This is a genomic window from Ensifer sp. R1-3 (genome assembly GCF_056739175.1).
Genome location: NZ_CP096515.1, coordinates 66,929 through 82,813, shown reverse-complemented (window position 1 = coordinate 82,813; position 15,885 = coordinate 66,929). Strand labels below are relative to the sequence as shown.

The window sequence follows — 15,885 nt, the reverse complement described above, 5'->3', positions numbered from 1 at the left end:
TGGAGGTCACGATGGCTCTGAATCTCACGATCAACGGCGAGGATCGGCTGTTCTACGGCGACCCGATGACGCCGCTTGTCGACGTTCTTCGGGAGGCGATGCTGCTGACAGGGGCCAAGGCCGTCTGCCGGGAAGGTTTCTGCGGCGCCTGCATGGTCCATATTGACGGGGTACCAATGCCGTCCTGCCTGAAGCCGGTCGGACTTGCCGTGGGTTGCAATATCATGTCGATCGAAGGTCTCGGCATCGAGGGCGATCTGACCCCGCTGCAGCAGGCGCTCGAGGACCACGACGTTGTCCAGTGCGGCATGTGTTTTCCCGGTATGGTGATGACGCTCACGGCGTTCCTGCAGACCCATGCCACGCCGACGCGGGAGGAGATCAAGCAAGCGCTCGTTGGAAACATCTGTCGCTGCACAGGCTACGAACGGATCATCGACGCCGTGCTGTCGATGCAGGTTGCCGGGGAGACGAACCGATGAGCTTGGAGGCAAAAGAGCCTGCCGTGATGAACTTTGCGCGACGCGATGCGCGGGACAAGCTGCGCGGGCGTACGCAGTATACGATCGACCACGTCAGACCCGGCACGCTGCACGCGTTCCTCCTGCGCTCCGAAGTGGCTTCGGCACGCATCGTGCGCCTGGACCTGTCTAAAGCCAGAATGATGCCGGGCGTGCGGGCAATCGCGACCGCAGAGGACGCGCCGGGATTGTTCGGCATCGGTATTGCCGACCATCCGCTGTTCGCCAGAGACATCATCCGTTACGACGGCGAGGCGATCGCCGCCGTCGCGGCAGAGACATTGGAACAGGCGAAGGCTGCAGCCGCGGCGATCGAGCTGGAGCTGGAGCCGCTTCCGGCGCTGCTGACCATGGCCGAGGCACTGGCCGACCGCGCGCCGCTCATTCACGAGGACTGGAAGTCCTATGAGATATTGTTCGAAGGTGCGACGCGCGGAGGTAACATTGCATGGGAGGCGAAGGTCGTGCGCGGGGACACCGGCGCGGCCTTCGCCCGACCGGACGTGACTATCGTCGACAGCTGCTTCACGGTCGGACGGCAAAACCATGTGCCGTTCGAGCCCCGTGCGGTGGTCGCAACCTATGAAGACGGCCGCTTCCATATCCTGACATCCACGCAGGTGCCGTGGACGGTCCGCAACGTCACGGCCCGGGCGCTCGGCGTGCCGGCCTCGCAGATACGCGTCACGGTGCCACCGGTGGGCGGGGCCTTCGGCCTGAAATTCGATTGCTCGCTCGAGCCTTTCGCGGCCATCCTCGCCCGCAAGACGGGGCGCCCGGTCGGTCTCGTCAATTCGCGCCGGGAAGAGATGCTGACCTGCCTCTGCCGGGAAAATGCGGAAATCCGGATCCGTTCGGCCGTGACCAGCGAAGGCGAGATCGTCGGCCGCGAGGCGACGGTGCTGATGGACTGCGGCGCCTATGGCGGCGAGCAGGTCTTTCTGACGACCATGACCGCCCATACCCTCGGCGGCAACTACAAGCTCGGATCGGTGCGGTTGTCGAGCCGGGCGGTCTACACCAATACGGCCCCGAACGGCGCCTTTCGTGCCTGTAACGGCGTCTACAACACCTTCGCGCTCGAGCGTCACACCGACGAAATCTGCGAGGCGATCGGAATGCATCCGATGGAGTTCCGTCGCCGCAACGTCGTCGGCGATGGCGATCTCGGCTCCACCGGACAGGTGTTCCAGGGCGACGTGCTGCGACCTATGCTGGAGAAGATGGAGGTTCTGCGTGGTTCGTGCCCCACGCGCCGCTCGCCGGACGACCGGCGGCTTTACGGCCGTGCGACCACGGTCGGGACTTGGTTCATTTTCGTGGGACCGTCGGCGGCGACCGTCAATCTCAACGCCGACGGCAGCGCCACCCTGGTCACCTCGGGCGTCGAGATCGGCTCGGGAACAATGATGCAGTCGCTGCCCCAGATCGTCGCCGCTAAGCTGGGGATCCGCCCGGAGGAAGTCATTGTCAAGGGTGCAGACACGGACGCTGCCGGGTTCGACCTCGGCGTGGGCGGCGGCCGCACCACCGTTTCGATCGGTGCCGCAGCCACCATGGCGGCGGAGGAGGTGCGTAGAAAGGTACTGGCGGCTGCTGGCGAGCTGCTGCAGACCAGACCGGAGAATCTTGAGCTCGCGAACGGACGTGTCGAGATCCGAGGCGTCAAAGGATCCGGCACGAGCATCGCCCGGGTGGCGCAGCACATCCAGTCAACCTCCGGACCGGTTTCGGGAACCGGGGCTTTCACCAATCCCGGCGCAGAGGCGATGGCCGGCTGCGCCCTGGGCCATTTCATCGATGCGATCGATATCCCGGTCTTTGCGGTTCACGAATGCGAGGTCGCCGTCGACGGGGATACCGGCCACGTCGAAGTCGTGAGTTATCGGGTAGTCCAGGATGTCGGCCGTGCCCTCAACCCAAGAGCCATCTACGGCCAGATCCAGGGTGGAGTGGTTCAGGGAATGGGCTATGCCCTTCATGAGGAAATGTCGGTCGGACCCGAGGGCCGGATCCTTCAGAGTGGTTTCGAAACATACCGGCTGCCGCTCGCCCTCGATGTGGTTCCGGTCGAAATCGAGCTGCACGAGGGAGCGCCTTCCATCGGTCCTTTGGGCACGAAGGGCGCCGGCGAGGTCCCAATCCTCAATGTAGGGGCCACTATCGCCTGCGCAGTCTCGCGCGCGATCGGAAAACCGGTGCACGAGCTGCCGCTGACCCCACCGAGGGTGCTGGAACTCATAATGAACGCACCGCGACATCTCGATCATGCGCATATCAGCAGGACGTGGGCCCACAACACGATAGCGGATTCCCGGAACTGACGGCACGCGGCAAGAGCTTGGCATCGGATCACACCCATCGAAAGGCAGGGACCAGTGACAATGCGTTCGACCTTCTGAACATTGGTCTAGCTAGAAGGAGCAATTGACTTCTCTACGGCATGGACTAGCTTCTTTCCTGTCGCACGTATCAACCGCCCCGGCGCACCATTCCTTAAGAGAAGCAAGCACCGCCAAAGCAGATTTGACGATAGCCTTCCTTGCCCCGCGCCGGGCGAAATTGAGGAAGTATCATGCGAATTGCACTTGCTGCCCTGTCTTTTTCGGCACTCTCGCTCTGTCCGGTCGCCGGGCTCGCCCAGGAGGGCGATGCCGAGGCCGGCGCCACCGTCTTCAAGAAATGCGCCACCTGTCACGTGATCGACAAGGACCAGAACAAGGTCGGCCCTTCGCTGCAAGGCGTCATCGGCCGGACGGCCGGCACCCATGCTGACTTCAAATATTCGCAAGCCATGATCGATGCGGGCAAGGGTGGCCTCGTCTGGGACGACGCGACGCTGGCCGAATATCTCCGTAATCCCAGGGCCAAGGTCAAAGGCACCAAGATGGTATTCCCCGGCCTCAAGAAGGACGAGGAGATTGCCAATGTGATCGCCTACCTGAAGCAGCATCCCAAATAGGAATACTTGCGGGAAGTGAGAATTCGATCTCTTCCCGGTGATTTGCCAGTATTTTCCGTTCGTGCAATAATTGTGATTGGAACTCTGCGGATTTAAGTATTCGTCTCACGGCCGATCACGGCGGGGAGGGACAGGGAATGGCCGTGGTAGTGATTCTGGTTCTGCTGGCCGTCGGCTCAGTGTTGTTCCATTTGCTTAGTCCTTGGTGGTGGACCCCGATCGCCTCCAATTGGAATTACATCGACAATACCATCACCATAACCTTCTGGATCACCGGCATCGCCTTCACCGCCGTGGTCCTGTTCATGGCCTATTGCGTCCTGCGCTTCCGCCACCGCCCGGGCAATACCGCCGCCTACGAGCCGGAGAACAGGCGGCTCGAAGGCTGGCTCGCGACCGGCACGACCTTCGGTGTCGCGGCGATGCTGGCGCCGGGCCTCTTCGTCTGGAACCAGTTCGTCACCGTCCCGCAGGATGCGTCCGAAGTGGAGGTGATCGGCCAGCAATGGCTGTGGAGCTTCCGGCTGCCCGGCGCGGACGGTAAGCTGGGCACGACGGAAACGCGCGATATCGCCCCCGAAAACACCCTCGGGGTCAATCGGGACGACGCCGCCGGGCAGGACGACATCATCATCGAAGGAGGCGAGCTTCATCTGCCGGTCGGAAAGCCGGTCAAGATGCTGCTCCGGTCGGTCGACGTCCTGCACGATTTCTACGTCCCCGAATTCCGCGCCAAAATGGATATGGTGCCCGGCATGATCACCTATTTCTGGTTGACGCCGACGCGGACCGGAACCTTCGAGATACTCTGCGCCGAGCTCTGCGGCGTCGGCCACCCGCAGATGCGCGGTACCGTCGTGGTCGACACCGAGGAAGACTACCAGGCCTGGCTCGCCGAGCAGCAGACCTTTTCGCAACTGTCCGCATCATCGGAAACAAGAGCAGTTCCAGGAAAAGTGTGTAGCGGTTTTCCGTCCGGAATTGCGACCGAACAAGGAACCGGAGCATTCGCGCTTTTCAAAGAAGAGCGAGAATGCTTCGGCCCGGCGGCGACCACGGTCGCCGCCTCAGCGGCGCAGTAGGAGGCGCCGTGAAGTAGCCCCTGGGGAGGAGATATGATGGTCGACGTCCGGTCCGGTATTGGCGAGGCACTTCCGCCTCCCGAAGTCGAGGATGTTGAGCTTTATCATCCGCATAGCTGGTGGACGCGCTATGTCTTCAGCCAGGATGCCAAAATCATCGCCATTCAATACAGCATGACCGCGATCGCCATCGGCATGGTGGCGCTGGTGCTGTCCTGGCTGATCCGGCTGCAACTCGGTTTTCCCGGCACATTCGAGCTGATCGATGCCGAGCGTTACTACCAGTTCATCACCATGCACGGCATGATCATGGTGATCTATCTGCTCACTGCCCTCTTCCTCGGCGGCTTCGGCAACTATCTGATCCCGCTGATGGTCGGCGCGCGCGACATGGTGTTTCCCTACGCCAACATGCTGAGCTACTGGATCTATCTGCTCGCCGTGATCGTCCTGGCCGCAAGCTTCTTCACGCCCGGTGGACCGACCGGTGCCGGCTGGACGCTCTATCCGCCGCAGGCGGTACTTTCCGGCACGCCCGGAGGCCGGGACTGGGGCATCATCATGATGCTCTCCTCGCTGATCATCTTCGTCATCGGCTTCACCATGGGTGGCCTCAACTATGTCGTGACCGTGCTGCAGGGCCGCGCGCGCGGCATGACGCTGATGCGGCTGCCGCTGACCGTCTGGGGCATCTTCACCGCGACGGTGATGGCGCTGCTTGCCTTCCCTGCCCTTTTCGTCGCCTGCGTCATGATGCTCTTCGACCGGCTGCTCGGCACGAGCTTCTTCATGCCGGCCATCGTCGAAATGGGCGAGCAGCTGCAATATGGCGGCGGCAGCCCGATCCTCTTCCAGCACCTGTTCTGGTTCTTCGGCCACCCCGAAGTCTACATCGTCGCGCTGCCCGCCTTCGGCATCGTCTCCGATCTCATCAGCACCCATGCCCGCAAGAACATCTTCGGCTACCGCATGATGGTCTGGGCGATCGTCATCATCGGCGGCCTCTCCTTCATCGTCTGGGCACACCACATGTATGTGAGCGGCATGAACCCGTATTTCGGCTTCTTCTTCGCCACGACCACGCTGATCATTGCGGTGCCGACGGCGATCAAGGTCTATAACTGGGTCCTCACCCTCTGGCGCGGCAACATCCATCTGACCCTGCCGATGCTCTTCGCCCTCGCCTTCATCGTCACCTTCGTCAATGGCGGACTGACGGGCCTCTTTCTCGGCAATGTCGTCGTCGACGTGCCGCTCTCCGACACGATGTTCGTCGTCGCGCATTTCCACATGGTCATGGGCGTGGCGCCGATCATGGTGATCTTCGGCGCCATCTATCACTGGTATCCGAAGATCACCGGGCGCATGCTCAACGAGGCGATGGGCCAGATCCATTTCTGGGTCACCTTCATCGGCGCCTACGCCATCTTCTTTCCGATGCATTATCTCGGCCTCATCGGCGTCCCGCGCCGCTATCACGAGCTCGGCGAAGCGTCTTTCGTGACGACCTCGATCGCGGAGCTCAACGCCTTCATCAGCGTCATGGCGCTTCTCGTCGGCGCTGCGCAGATCGTGTTTCTCTTCAATCTCGCCTGGAGCCTGCGCCATGGCCGGGAGGCCGGGGGCAATCCGTGGCGAGCGACGACGCTCGAATGGCAGACGCCCGAGACGCCGCCGCCTCACGGCAACTGGGGCAATGAACTGCCCGTCGTCTATCGCTGGGCCTATGACTACAGCGTCCCCGGCGCGCCGGAAGATTTCATCCCGCAGAACCAGCCGACGCCCGGCCGCCTCAGTCACGAGACCGTCTCATGAGCATCGTCGCCTTCTTTCTGGCGGCTATCGCCGCCATCATCGCCTGGTGGCTCGCAGGGCAGCGCCTGACATCGCGCCCTTGGCTCGAGGTCGGTCACTTCCACGACCGCCGGGGCGCAACACGTTTGCCGCCGGCAAAAATCGGCCTCGGCGTATTTCTCGCCGTCGTCGGCGCGCTGTTTTCACTTGCGATCAGCGCCTATTTCATGCGGATGGCGTCATCCGACTGGGGCGCGCTGCCTTTGCCCGGCCTTCTCTGGCTCAATACGGGCATCCTCGCCGCCGGCAGCATCACCCTGCACTGGACAAAGGTTGAGGCAGAGCGGCGGAACGACGAGGCAGCCCGGATCGGTCTCCTGGCCGGGCTCGCCCTTGGCCTCGCTTTCCTGGCGGGTCAGCTCTTCGCCTGGCGTGCGCTGTCGGACGCCGGATATTTCCTCGCCGGAAATCCGGCCAACAGCTTCTTCTATCTGCTTACGGGCATGCACGGCCTGCACATCATCGGGGGGCTTTTCGCTCTCGGCCGGGTAACCGCACATGCCTCGCAAACACCGCTCGGCAACAGAACGCGCCTGTCGATCGAGCTTTGCGCCATCTACTGGCATTTCATGCTGATTGTCTGGCTGGTTCTCTTCGCTCTCTTTGCCGGCTGGGCCAGCGGCGTGATCGAGTTCTGCCGCCAACTGCTGACATAGGAACCGCTGAACATGTCTGCACCGATGAAGAAGCCCGCCGCAGAAACGCTCCCGCGCCCCGCCGGTCTGGCGGGGCTCGCGTCGGACTGGGCCTCCGACCAGCGCACCTTCAAGGATGTCTCCTGGGGAAAGGCCATGATGTGGATCTTTCTCCTCAGCGACACCTTCGTCTTCGGCTGCTTCCTGCTTGCCTACATGTCGGCGCGGATGTCCACCTCCGTTCCATGGCCCAATCCGAGCGAGGTCTTCGCACTCGAAATCGGCGGAACGCACATGCCGCTGATCCTCATCGCCATCATGACATTCGTTCTCATTTCGAGCAGCGGCACCATGGCCATGGCCGTCAACTACGGTTACCGCCGCGACCGGCGCAAGACCGCGGCGCTCATGCTTCTGACGGCGCTTTTCGGCGCCGCCTTCGTCGGCATGCAGGCGTTCGAATGGTCGAAGCTGATCGCCGAGGGCGTGCGGCCCTGGGGCAACCCCTGGGGCGCCGCCCAATTCGGCTCTACCTTCTTCATGATCACCGGCTTTCACGGGACCCACGTCACCTTCGGCGTGATCTTCCTGCTGATCGTCGCCCGCAAGGTCTGGCGCGGCGATTTCGAAACGGAGCGGCGCGGCTTCTTCACCAGCCGCAAGGGGCGCTACGAGATCGTCGAGATAACCGGCCTCTACTGGCACTTCGTCGATCTGGTCTGGGTCTTTATCTTCGCATTCTTCTATCTGTGGTGAGGGAGGGCATCATGGCTCACGCGGAAACACATCCGGCACAACATGCGGCGGCCCACACGGAGCACCAGCAGCACCCGATCAAGCTCTACCTCCTGGTCTGGGGGCTGCTGTTCGTCCTCAGCGCTCTTTCATACCTCGTCGATTACTTCGGTCTGCAGGGCTATCTCCGCTGGTCGCTGATCCTCATCTTCATGATGCTGAAGGCGGGCCTCATCGTAGCCGTGTTCATGCATATGGCGTGGGAGCGCCTGGCGCTGATCTACGCGATCATTCTGCCCCCGCTGCTGGTGCTCGTCTTCGTGGCGCTGATGGTGTCGGAATCGAACTATGTCCTCTTCACGCGCCTCACCTTCTTCGGTGGCGGCGAGTAAAAGCGACTGCCGAAAGGTCGCGTTTCGGCGACGCATCAGCCTGCCGACTCCCTGTTCGAGGAAAAGCTTGTACCTCGCCGCCCCGCCGGGTGTATTTTCTCGCGATATCAGCTAGATGAGCATACCAGCGGCCGCGGCCTTCCCCGCCCGCCACCGGCAACATTCTGGTCGTGCAGCACGATGATTATGTCGTAGACAGGCTCAACTCGCGGCGCGGCAGGCTCTAATATCCGGCTTCAAAATTAACCAGGGTCGCATCAATGGCAGAGTTTCCGGAAAAGGCGAAGGTCGTAATCGTAGGACTGGGTGGCATCGTCGGCGCATCGATCGCCCACCACCTCATCGAGCGTGGCTGGGACGATATCGTCGGCATCGACAAGTCGGGCATTCCGACGGATATCGGCTCTACGGCACATGCCTCCGACTTCTGCTACACCACCAGCCACGACTATCTCTCGGTCTGGACGACGCAATATTCGATCGACTTCTTCGAGAAGATGGGTCACTACGCCCGCATCGGCGGCCTAGAGGTCGCACGCACCGGCGACCACGTCTGGATGGAGGAGATCAAGCGCAAGCTTTCCTCCGCCAAGGCCTTCGGCACCCGCGCACACTATGTCTCGCCGGCCGAAATCAAGAAGCTGTTCCCGCTGATCGAGGAAGATCAGGTGATGGGCGGCATGTTCGATCCGGATGCCGGCCTCGTCATCCCGCGCTCGCAGACGGTTGCCGGCAAGCTGGTCGATGCGGCGGAAAAGTCCGGCAAGCTGCAGATCTTCGGCAATACTCCGGCAACTGCGCTGCTTGTCGAGAACGGCCGCATCAAGGGCGTCGTCACGCATCGCGGCACGATTATGGCCGACCATGTCGTCGTCTGCGCCGGCATCTGGGGTCGCCTGATCGCTGAAATGGTCGGCGAGGACCTGCCCGTCATGCCGGTCGATCATCCGCTCACCTTCTTCGGCCCGTACAACGAATTCGAAGGTACCGGCAAGGAAATCGGCTTCCCATTGCTGCGCGATCAGGGCAACTCGGCCTATATGCGCGACACCGGCGACCCGAAGACAACCGAGGGCGGCCAGATCGAATGGGGCTATTACGAGACCGACAATCCGCGCCTCTGCCATCCGCGCGACATTCTCGAAAAGCACGAGGCACGCCTGTCGCCCTCGCAGCGCGACCTCGATATGGAGCAGATCATCGAGCCGCTCGAGCGCGCCATGGAACTGACGCCGATCCTCGGCGAGCTCGGCTATAACGAGGGCCACTCCTTCAATGGCCTGCTGCAGGTATCGGCTGCCGGCGGCCCCTCCTGCGGCGAGAGCCAGAAGGTGCGCGGCCTCTGGTACTGCGTCGCCATCTGGGTGAAGGACGGCCCGGCCTACGGCAAGCTGATCGCCGACTGGATGACGGACGGGCGCACCCATACCGACCACGCCTCGATCGACTACGCCCGCTTCTATCCGCACCAGATCGAAGAGAAGTTCATCGAAGGCCGCTGCTTCGAGGCGGCGCAGAAGATCTATTTCCCGGCCGTGCATCCGCGCGAGCCCTATGCCAGCGGCCGCAACGTCAAGCACTCGCCCTTCTACGAGCGCGAGAAGGAGCTCGGCGGCTACTTCATGGAACTCGGCGGCTGGGAGCGTGCGCACGGCTATGCCGCCAACGAGCACCTGCTCGAGAAATACGGCAACCGCATTCCGGTACGCGAGAACGAGTGGGACAGCCGCCACTTCTGGCGCGTTTCCAACGCCGAACATCTGGCGATGAGCGAGGATTGCGGCATCGTCAACCTCTCGCACTTCCACATGGTGGATATCGAAGGTCCGGATCATGTGGAGCTTCTCGAATGGCTTTGCGCCGCCAAGATCGGTGGAGACGGCAATATCGGCAAGGGCATCTACACCCACTTCCTCGATGACGAGGGCATGGTGCGGGCCGACTTCACCGTCTTCCGCATGGCCGACCGCTGCCGCCTCGTGAACGGCGCCGATGCCGGCCCGCGCGACTTCCACTATATGCGCCGTGTCGCGGAAGACCGGGGCCTAGACGTCACCATCACGGACGTTTCGGAGAAGTTCGTCACCATCGGCATCTGGGGCCCGAATGCCCGCGAGACGCTGAAGAAGGTGGTGGCGGAACCGGCGGGCCTCGATCCTGAGAACTTCCCCTTCGCCTCGATCAAGCAGATCGAGATCGCCGGCAGGCCGGTCTCCGCCTTCCGCATCTCCTATGTCGGCGAGCAGGGCTGGGAACTGCACATGAAATACGAGGACGGCCTGGCCGTCTGGGATGCGCTGCGCGCCACCGGCGTCATGGCCTTCGGCGTCGAGACCTATGCGAACTCGCGCCGCATGGAAAAGAGCCTCCGCCTGCAGAACGCGGATCTTCTCACCCACTACAACCTTATCGAGGCCGACCTTGCCCGTCCCAAGGTCAAGGAAGCGGACTTCCGCGGCAAGGCGAAGCATCTGGAATACAAGGCGCGCGAGCACCAGCCCGCCATGCTCTGCACGCTCGTCATGACGGAGAACACCGACAGGAACGGCGTGAAGCGCTACCCGGTCGGCAACCTGCCGGTCATGGACCCGGAGACCGGCGAGGTGCTGGTGGACGAACTCGGCCGCCGCTCCTACACCACTTCCATCGCCTACGGTCCGACGATCGGGAAGAACATAGCGCTCGCCTATCTGCCCTGGTCCCATTGCCAGGTCGGCCGCAAGCTCAATGTCGAGTATTTCGCCGAGACCTACCCGGTCGAGGTCGCCGGCGTCGGCTACAAGCCGCTCTACGATCCGGAAAACCTGAAGCCGCGGACGTAACCGGGGCCGGATAAAGTGTCCCTGGTTTCAGGCCGGTCCGGCGTGAAACCAGGGACGTGATCGCATACGCCTGCCGCGCGCACCTTCCTATTTTCGGTCGTCGATCTCTTCAGGCTCGTCGGCATCGTCCTCCAGACCCGGCGGCGGGCCGATGAGCCTGTTCAGCATATGCTCCAGCCAGATATTGGTGAACTGCTCAGGACTGGATGCGAGAATGGCTTCGATTCCCATCGGCTCGTCCGACGCGTCCCCGGCATTCCCGGCGATTGCCTGTTTGAACTCTTCGAGGCTGATCCCGTCCACCGCATCGGCCATGCCGCCCTCGGCCTCGAGCGCTTCGACCAGGCCGGTCATCATGCTGGCCATCTCCTTCCGGCTCAGGTTCTTCAGCTCCTCGAAAGTCTCGATGACCTCTTCGCTCGCCACCAGCGAAAACCACAAGGACGCCAGGCCGAGGTCCGCCTGTCCATTGACTTCGACGAGGCGCGCGGCCAGCCGGTCGCCCTCGGCGAGATCATTCGCCCTCAATCCGTCACTGACCCAGACCGGCTCGCCGCCGCGCAGGAGATCGCGCACGTAAAAGCCATGGCCGCGCTTGAGGCCGCTGACTTCGTAGAGGCTCATGCGCGCATCGCTCAATGCCTTGATATAGGCGCGGTTGCTGGCACTCTCCTTCCAGCCGCGGCGCTTGAGATAATCGTCGACCACATTGCGTCCGTCGAAATCGCGCGAGAGCAAGTCTTCAAACGCGCAGGCCCACAGGTTCATGACAGCCGTCTCTCCGATAATATCGGCAAGCTGATCGAGGTCGAGGTCGTAACGTCCGGTGACCAGGAAGACATGGCTGTCGAGCAAGTTCTCCATCGCCTCGTTCCATTCCGGACGTGATGCCCATTTCGTCAGCCGCTCGAGTTTGTGTCCGCTCGCCATCGCTGCCTCCTTCCGTTCTGAAGAGGGGAAATCCCATTCACTTTCTCCCTCCGGAAAGCTAAACGCTTCGCCATCACTGGAAAAGATGCACCAGTTCACAGTTTCGGCCCCTCGTCGCGTCAAAGGCTGCGGTTCAGTTGTCGTTTACGACACAGCCAGTAAGATGTGCGGAAGACCTTCCGTTGCGCGCGTCACGGCGCGAAGCCGATCCGGACGACTTTGCACTTACACAGGGAGTCCAATGCGCTTTATCAACCCGATCCCGTTCGTCCGAGACATCGATCGCTCCAAGGACTTTTACCAAAAGAGACTGGGTCTGAAGGTATTGGAGGACTTCGGAAACTTCGTCCTTTTTGAGACCGGCTTTGCGATCCACGAGGGTAGTTCACTTGAAGAAACCATTTGGGGAAAGGCGATTGTTGCGGAAGAACCCTATGGGCGACGAAATCTCCTGTTGTATTTCGAACATGAGGACATCGAGGCGGCCTTCGAAAACATCGCACCGCACGTGGAAATGATACATCCCATAGAGCGTCAAGCATGGGGGCAGCGAGTGTTCCGCTTCTTTGATCCAGACAGGCATGCGGTAGAAATCGGAGAGCCGCAAAGTCTACTTCCGGGCAAGGCGCAGAAATCCTGACGTCGCAACGAGACTGGCTCCGAAGCGCCTCCTGGTTCGCGAATTTCGACCCGGGCTAGAGATCGTTGCGGGTGCGGTTCGGCGGCAACTGACGCCTAACCATCCTCCAACTGAATCCGCCCTGTCTTCAGCATCTGCGGATTCGGCCGGGCGCGCCGCTTGATCAGCCGGCGCGCCTCGGCGATCTTCCTGCCGATGAGCCTGTCATGGCCCAGGCCGGTCGCGGCGACGAGGCGGCCGCGGGCATCGAGGTGGTAAAGGATCCTGGCCTCTTCCACGGTATTCGTGACGAGCTGACTGCCGAAATAGGGAATGCCGGCAATCTGCATCGACCACTCATACTGGTCCGACCAGAAGAAGGGCACGGTGTCGCAGACCATGTCCTGCCCGAGAAGCTGAGACGCCACGACCCGCGCGTGGTCCTCCGCATTCTGCCAGGCCTCGACGCGTACATAGCGCTCGAACAACGGGTGCCAGAACGAGACCGCATCTCCGCATGCGTAGACACCGTCGGCAGAGGCACGCAGCGCCGAATCGGTGCGGATGCCGACTTGGACGTCCAATCCCGCCTCCTTGGCAAGCTCGGTATTCGCCGTGACGCCGACACCGATCACCGCCAGGTCGCAGGAAACTGTTTCGCCGTTGGACAGGACGGCCGATTTCAGTTTTCCAGAGCGGTTGGCCACAAGCTTCTCGACCATCAAGCCCACGCGGAACGAGACGCCGGCAGCCTCGTGATACCGCGCCAGGGCCGCGCCGATCTCCTCGGGGACTATTCGCGAAAGCAACCTGTTGGTCGCTTCGACGACGACCGTTTCGAGCCCGCGCGAACGGGCTGCCGCGGCGATCTCGAGCCCGACGAAGCCGCCGCCTACGACGAGAAGACGCTTGCTCCTGTGAAATCGCCGTGCGATCGCGACGGCGTCATCGAAGGTGCGCAAGGTGAAGACGCCGTCGCATTCCGCACCTGGAACCGATAGGCGGCGCACGCGTGATCCGGTTGCCAGGACGAGCTTGTCGTAATCGAGCCTCGCCCCATCATCCGTGATCACATGTCTCGCATGAATATCGAGCGATGCCGCCCTGCGACCAGGATAGAACCGCACCCTGCCCGCCGTCGCGTCGCCCTGCGGCCAGATCACGCAATCCTTCAGTTCGGACTTTCCCAGAAGCACGCCCTTGGAAAGCGGGGGGCGGTTGTACGGCGGATGCGGCTCAAGCCCGATCAGCGCAATATCGAGATTGGCGGGAGAACCGGCCAGTATCTGCGCGACCCTGCCGCCGGCCTGCCCGCCCCCCACGATCACGATTCTTTCAGGCATCATCCCGGTCTTCAGAGTTTGCTCCAGATTCGCACAATGTCATGAATGGGCATAAACTGGAACCGGCAGGAAACCCCGGAGGAAAGGCGTCAGACGTCGAAGTTGCTCGGCGAAATCTCGCTCGGCTCGATCCCTCACACGGCAAGGAACCCGCCGTCGACCGGCAGGACGGCTCCCGATACCATTTCGGCATCCGAGGAGAGGAGCATGGCGATGCTCCTTGCGACATCGTCGACCGTCGCGAAACGCCCGGCGGGATGACGGACCATCATCGGCTCGCTCTTTTGCGGATCCGCCCAGGCCGCGGCCGCAAGCTCAGTCATCGTGATCGTGGGCGCTATGGCCACGACGCGGATCCCGTATGGGCCAAGTTCCTTTGCCATCACGCGCGTCGCGCCTTCGAGACCGGCCTTGGACGCCGCGTAGCAGACGTGGTTCTGAAACCCGCGGTGGCCCGCGATGCTGGTGACGTTCACGATCGCTCCTCCGCCACCGGCCGCCATGCGGGCTCGGGCGAATTCCTGCGCGCAGATGAGTGCGGCACGCAGGTTTGTGTTCATGACGACGTCGTAACCGTCATCCGTCATGTCGATGAGGCTTTCCAGCACGTTCGTCCCCGCGCAATTGACGAGGATGTCACAGGTTCCCGCTTCCACCATGGCGGCACGCGCCGCCGCCGCATCGGCAAGGTCGGCCACGATGCCGTGGCAGCCGGTCTGACTGGAGAGTTCGTCCAGATCGGACTGCGTGCGGCTGAGCGCCACGACCTGAGCGCCGCGCGCGGCCAGAAGCGCCACCGTCGCCCGTCCGATGCCCTTGCCGCCGCCGGTGACGATGACTGATTTTCCGGAGAATTCCATGTTGAATCCAGACGCTTGTCGGTTTGCGATTGGTACCGGCCGGCACGTTGCAGGCGTTCGGAGAGCCGAGCCGCCGGCCCTTAAGCCGGCATCTCGATCTGTATCTTTACGTCCGTGGGGCGCGCCTCGACGGCGCGGTCGAAGGCCGCGATACTCTCGTCGAACGGAATGGTCGCCGAGATCAGCGGTTTCAAATCGACCTTGCCGGAGGCGATCAGTTCGATAGCGCGGTCGTAGACATTGGCATAGCGGAACACGGTCTCGATCCGCAGTTCCTTGGCCTGCATACCGACGATATCGAAGGGGACGGGTTCGACGGGCATGCCGACGAGCACGACGGTTCCGCCCGGGCGCGCAAGACCCGGAAGAGCAAGGATTGCGGGTGCGGCTCCGGAGCACTCGAAGACGACATCCGCCCCCCAGCCGCCCGTCGCCTCCGCGAGAGCCTCGGAAGCCGCCTGCCGGCGGACATTGACTGTCTCGATACCCTCATAGGCCCCGATGACATCCAGCTTCGGCTGCGCGAGGTCGGCCACGTAGACCTTGGAGCATCCCCCCGCGAGCGCGGCCAGTGCCGTCATCATGCCGATCGGGCCCGCCCCCATGACGGCGCCGACATCGCCTGGCCTGATGCCCGCGCGAAGGGCGGCCTGCACGCCGATGGCGAACGGCTCGACCATCGCCCCTTCCGCGAAGGACACGTGGTCGGGGAGACGATAGGTGAAGGCCGCCGGATGAACGACCTCGGGGGTCAGGCATCCATGGACCGGCGGCGTGGCCCAGAACCGTACGGACGGATCGACATTGTAGATGCCCAGCTTGGACGACCGGGAGGAGAGGTCCGGAATGCCGGGTTCCATGCAGACACGGTCACCCTTCTTCAGATGCCGGACTTGCGAGCCAACCTCCAGAACGACGCCCGCGGCCTCGTGGCCCAATATCATCGGCTCGTTGACGACAAAGGGCCCGATCTTTCCATGGGTATAATAGTGGACATCGGAGCCGCAAACGCCGACGGTGCGGATTCCGATCAGCACGTCGGTCGGCGACAGATCCCGCCGGACCGGGATGTCGCGCAGCGACAACTGCCCCTTCTTTTCAAGTACAAGCGCCTTTGCCACTATCTGATC

Annotated in this window: 14 protein-coding genes; 10 read left to right on the top strand and 4 right to left on the bottom strand. The window is 62.5% G+C overall.

Going from position 1 to position 15,885, the window contains the following annotated elements; translation table 11 throughout:
- Nucleotides 1-11: 11 nt before the first annotated feature.
- From M1D43_RS00390 to M1D43_RS00350, 9 genes are all read left to right on the top strand, one after another.
- Nucleotides 12-482, top strand: a complete 471-nt coding sequence (locus M1D43_RS00390) for a (2Fe-2S)-binding protein (protein WP_027993086.1) — start codon at nucleotides 12-14, stop codon at nucleotides 480-482.
- Complete coding sequence (locus M1D43_RS00385; protein WP_153314593.1) at nucleotides 479-2,845, top strand: xanthine dehydrogenase family protein molybdopterin-binding subunit; 2,367 nt, start codon at nucleotides 479-481, stop codon at nucleotides 2,843-2,845. The genes M1D43_RS00390 and M1D43_RS00385 overlap by 4 nt, the downstream gene beginning before the upstream one ends.
- A 251-nt stretch (nucleotides 2,846-3,096) precedes the next feature.
- Nucleotides 3,097-3,483 (top strand): c-type cytochrome, encoded by a 387-nt coding sequence (locus tag M1D43_RS00380; protein ID WP_004434074.1) that lies wholly within the window; start codon nucleotides 3,097-3,099, stop codon nucleotides 3,481-3,483.
- Nucleotides 3,484-3,620: 137 nt separating this feature from the next.
- Nucleotides 3,621-4,565 carry a cytochrome c oxidase subunit II gene (locus tag M1D43_RS00375; RefSeq protein ID WP_004434077.1) on the top strand — a complete coding sequence of 315 codons (945 nt, stop codon included), beginning with the start codon at nucleotides 3,621-3,623 and terminating at the stop codon, nucleotides 4,563-4,565.
- 33 nt (nucleotides 4,566-4,598) lie between these two features.
- Nucleotides 4,599-6,380: a cytochrome c oxidase subunit I gene (gene ctaD / locus M1D43_RS00370; protein ID WP_010969991.1), complete on the top strand. Its 1,782-nt coding sequence runs from the start codon at nucleotides 4,599-4,601 to the stop codon at nucleotides 6,378-6,380.
- Nucleotides 6,377-7,075, top strand: coding sequence for a cytochrome c oxidase subunit 3 (locus tag M1D43_RS00365; protein ID WP_010969992.1), 699 nt, complete (start codon nucleotides 6,377-6,379; stop codon nucleotides 7,073-7,075). The genes ctaD and M1D43_RS00365 overlap by 4 nt, the downstream gene beginning before the upstream one ends.
- A 12-nt stretch (nucleotides 7,076-7,087) precedes the next feature.
- Nucleotides 7,088-7,810: a heme-copper oxidase subunit III family protein gene (locus M1D43_RS00360; RefSeq protein ID WP_004434085.1), complete on the top strand. Its 723-nt coding sequence runs from the start codon at nucleotides 7,088-7,090 to the stop codon at nucleotides 7,808-7,810.
- Between the two features lie 11 nt (nucleotides 7,811-7,821).
- Complete coding sequence (locus tag M1D43_RS00355) at nucleotides 7,822-8,181, top strand: cytochrome C oxidase subunit IV family protein (protein WP_004434089.1); 360 nt, start codon at nucleotides 7,822-7,824, stop codon at nucleotides 8,179-8,181.
- Between the two features lie 260 nt (nucleotides 8,182-8,441).
- The gene (locus tag M1D43_RS00350) at nucleotides 8,442-11,003 is read left to right on the top strand and encodes a GcvT family protein (protein ID WP_153314595.1); all 2,562 of its coding nucleotides are present in this window, start codon (nucleotides 8,442-8,444) and stop codon (nucleotides 11,001-11,003) included.
- An 87-nt stretch (nucleotides 11,004-11,090) separates the two neighbouring features.
- Here M1D43_RS00350 and M1D43_RS00345 read toward each other — a convergent pair whose 3' ends face one another.
- Complete coding sequence (locus M1D43_RS00345) at nucleotides 11,091-11,933, bottom strand: DUF7986 domain-containing protein (protein WP_153314596.1); 843 nt, start codon at nucleotides 11,931-11,933, stop codon at nucleotides 11,091-11,093.
- A 241-nt stretch (nucleotides 11,934-12,174) separates the two neighbouring features.
- Here M1D43_RS00345 and M1D43_RS00340 point away from each other — a divergent pair, with 241 nt between their 5' ends.
- A complete protein-coding gene (locus tag M1D43_RS00340; RefSeq protein WP_028003082.1) occupies nucleotides 12,175-12,573 on the top strand; it encodes a VOC family protein in 399 nt (132 codons plus the stop codon).
- A 95-nt stretch (nucleotides 12,574-12,668) separates the two neighbouring features.
- Here M1D43_RS00340 and M1D43_RS00335 read toward each other — a convergent pair whose 3' ends face one another.
- The 3 genes from M1D43_RS00335 to M1D43_RS00325 all read right to left on the bottom strand — a co-directional run bounded on the left by M1D43_RS00335 (nucleotide 12,669) and on the right by M1D43_RS00325 (nucleotide 15,876).
- Nucleotides 12,669-13,898, bottom strand: coding sequence for an NAD(P)/FAD-dependent oxidoreductase (locus tag M1D43_RS00335; RefSeq protein WP_153314598.1), 1,230 nt, complete (start codon nucleotides 13,896-13,898; stop codon nucleotides 12,669-12,671).
- A 131-nt stretch (nucleotides 13,899-14,029) separates the two neighbouring features.
- Complete coding sequence (locus tag M1D43_RS00330; RefSeq protein WP_004434102.1) at nucleotides 14,030-14,755, bottom strand: SDR family oxidoreductase; 726 nt, start codon at nucleotides 14,753-14,755, stop codon at nucleotides 14,030-14,032.
- An 80-nt stretch (nucleotides 14,756-14,835) separates the two neighbouring features.
- Entirely contained in the window at nucleotides 14,836-15,876 is a 1,041-nt protein-coding gene (locus tag M1D43_RS00325) for an NAD(P)-dependent alcohol dehydrogenase (RefSeq protein ID WP_318853468.1), read from the bottom strand.
- Nucleotides 15,877-15,885 lie beyond the last annotated feature (9 nt).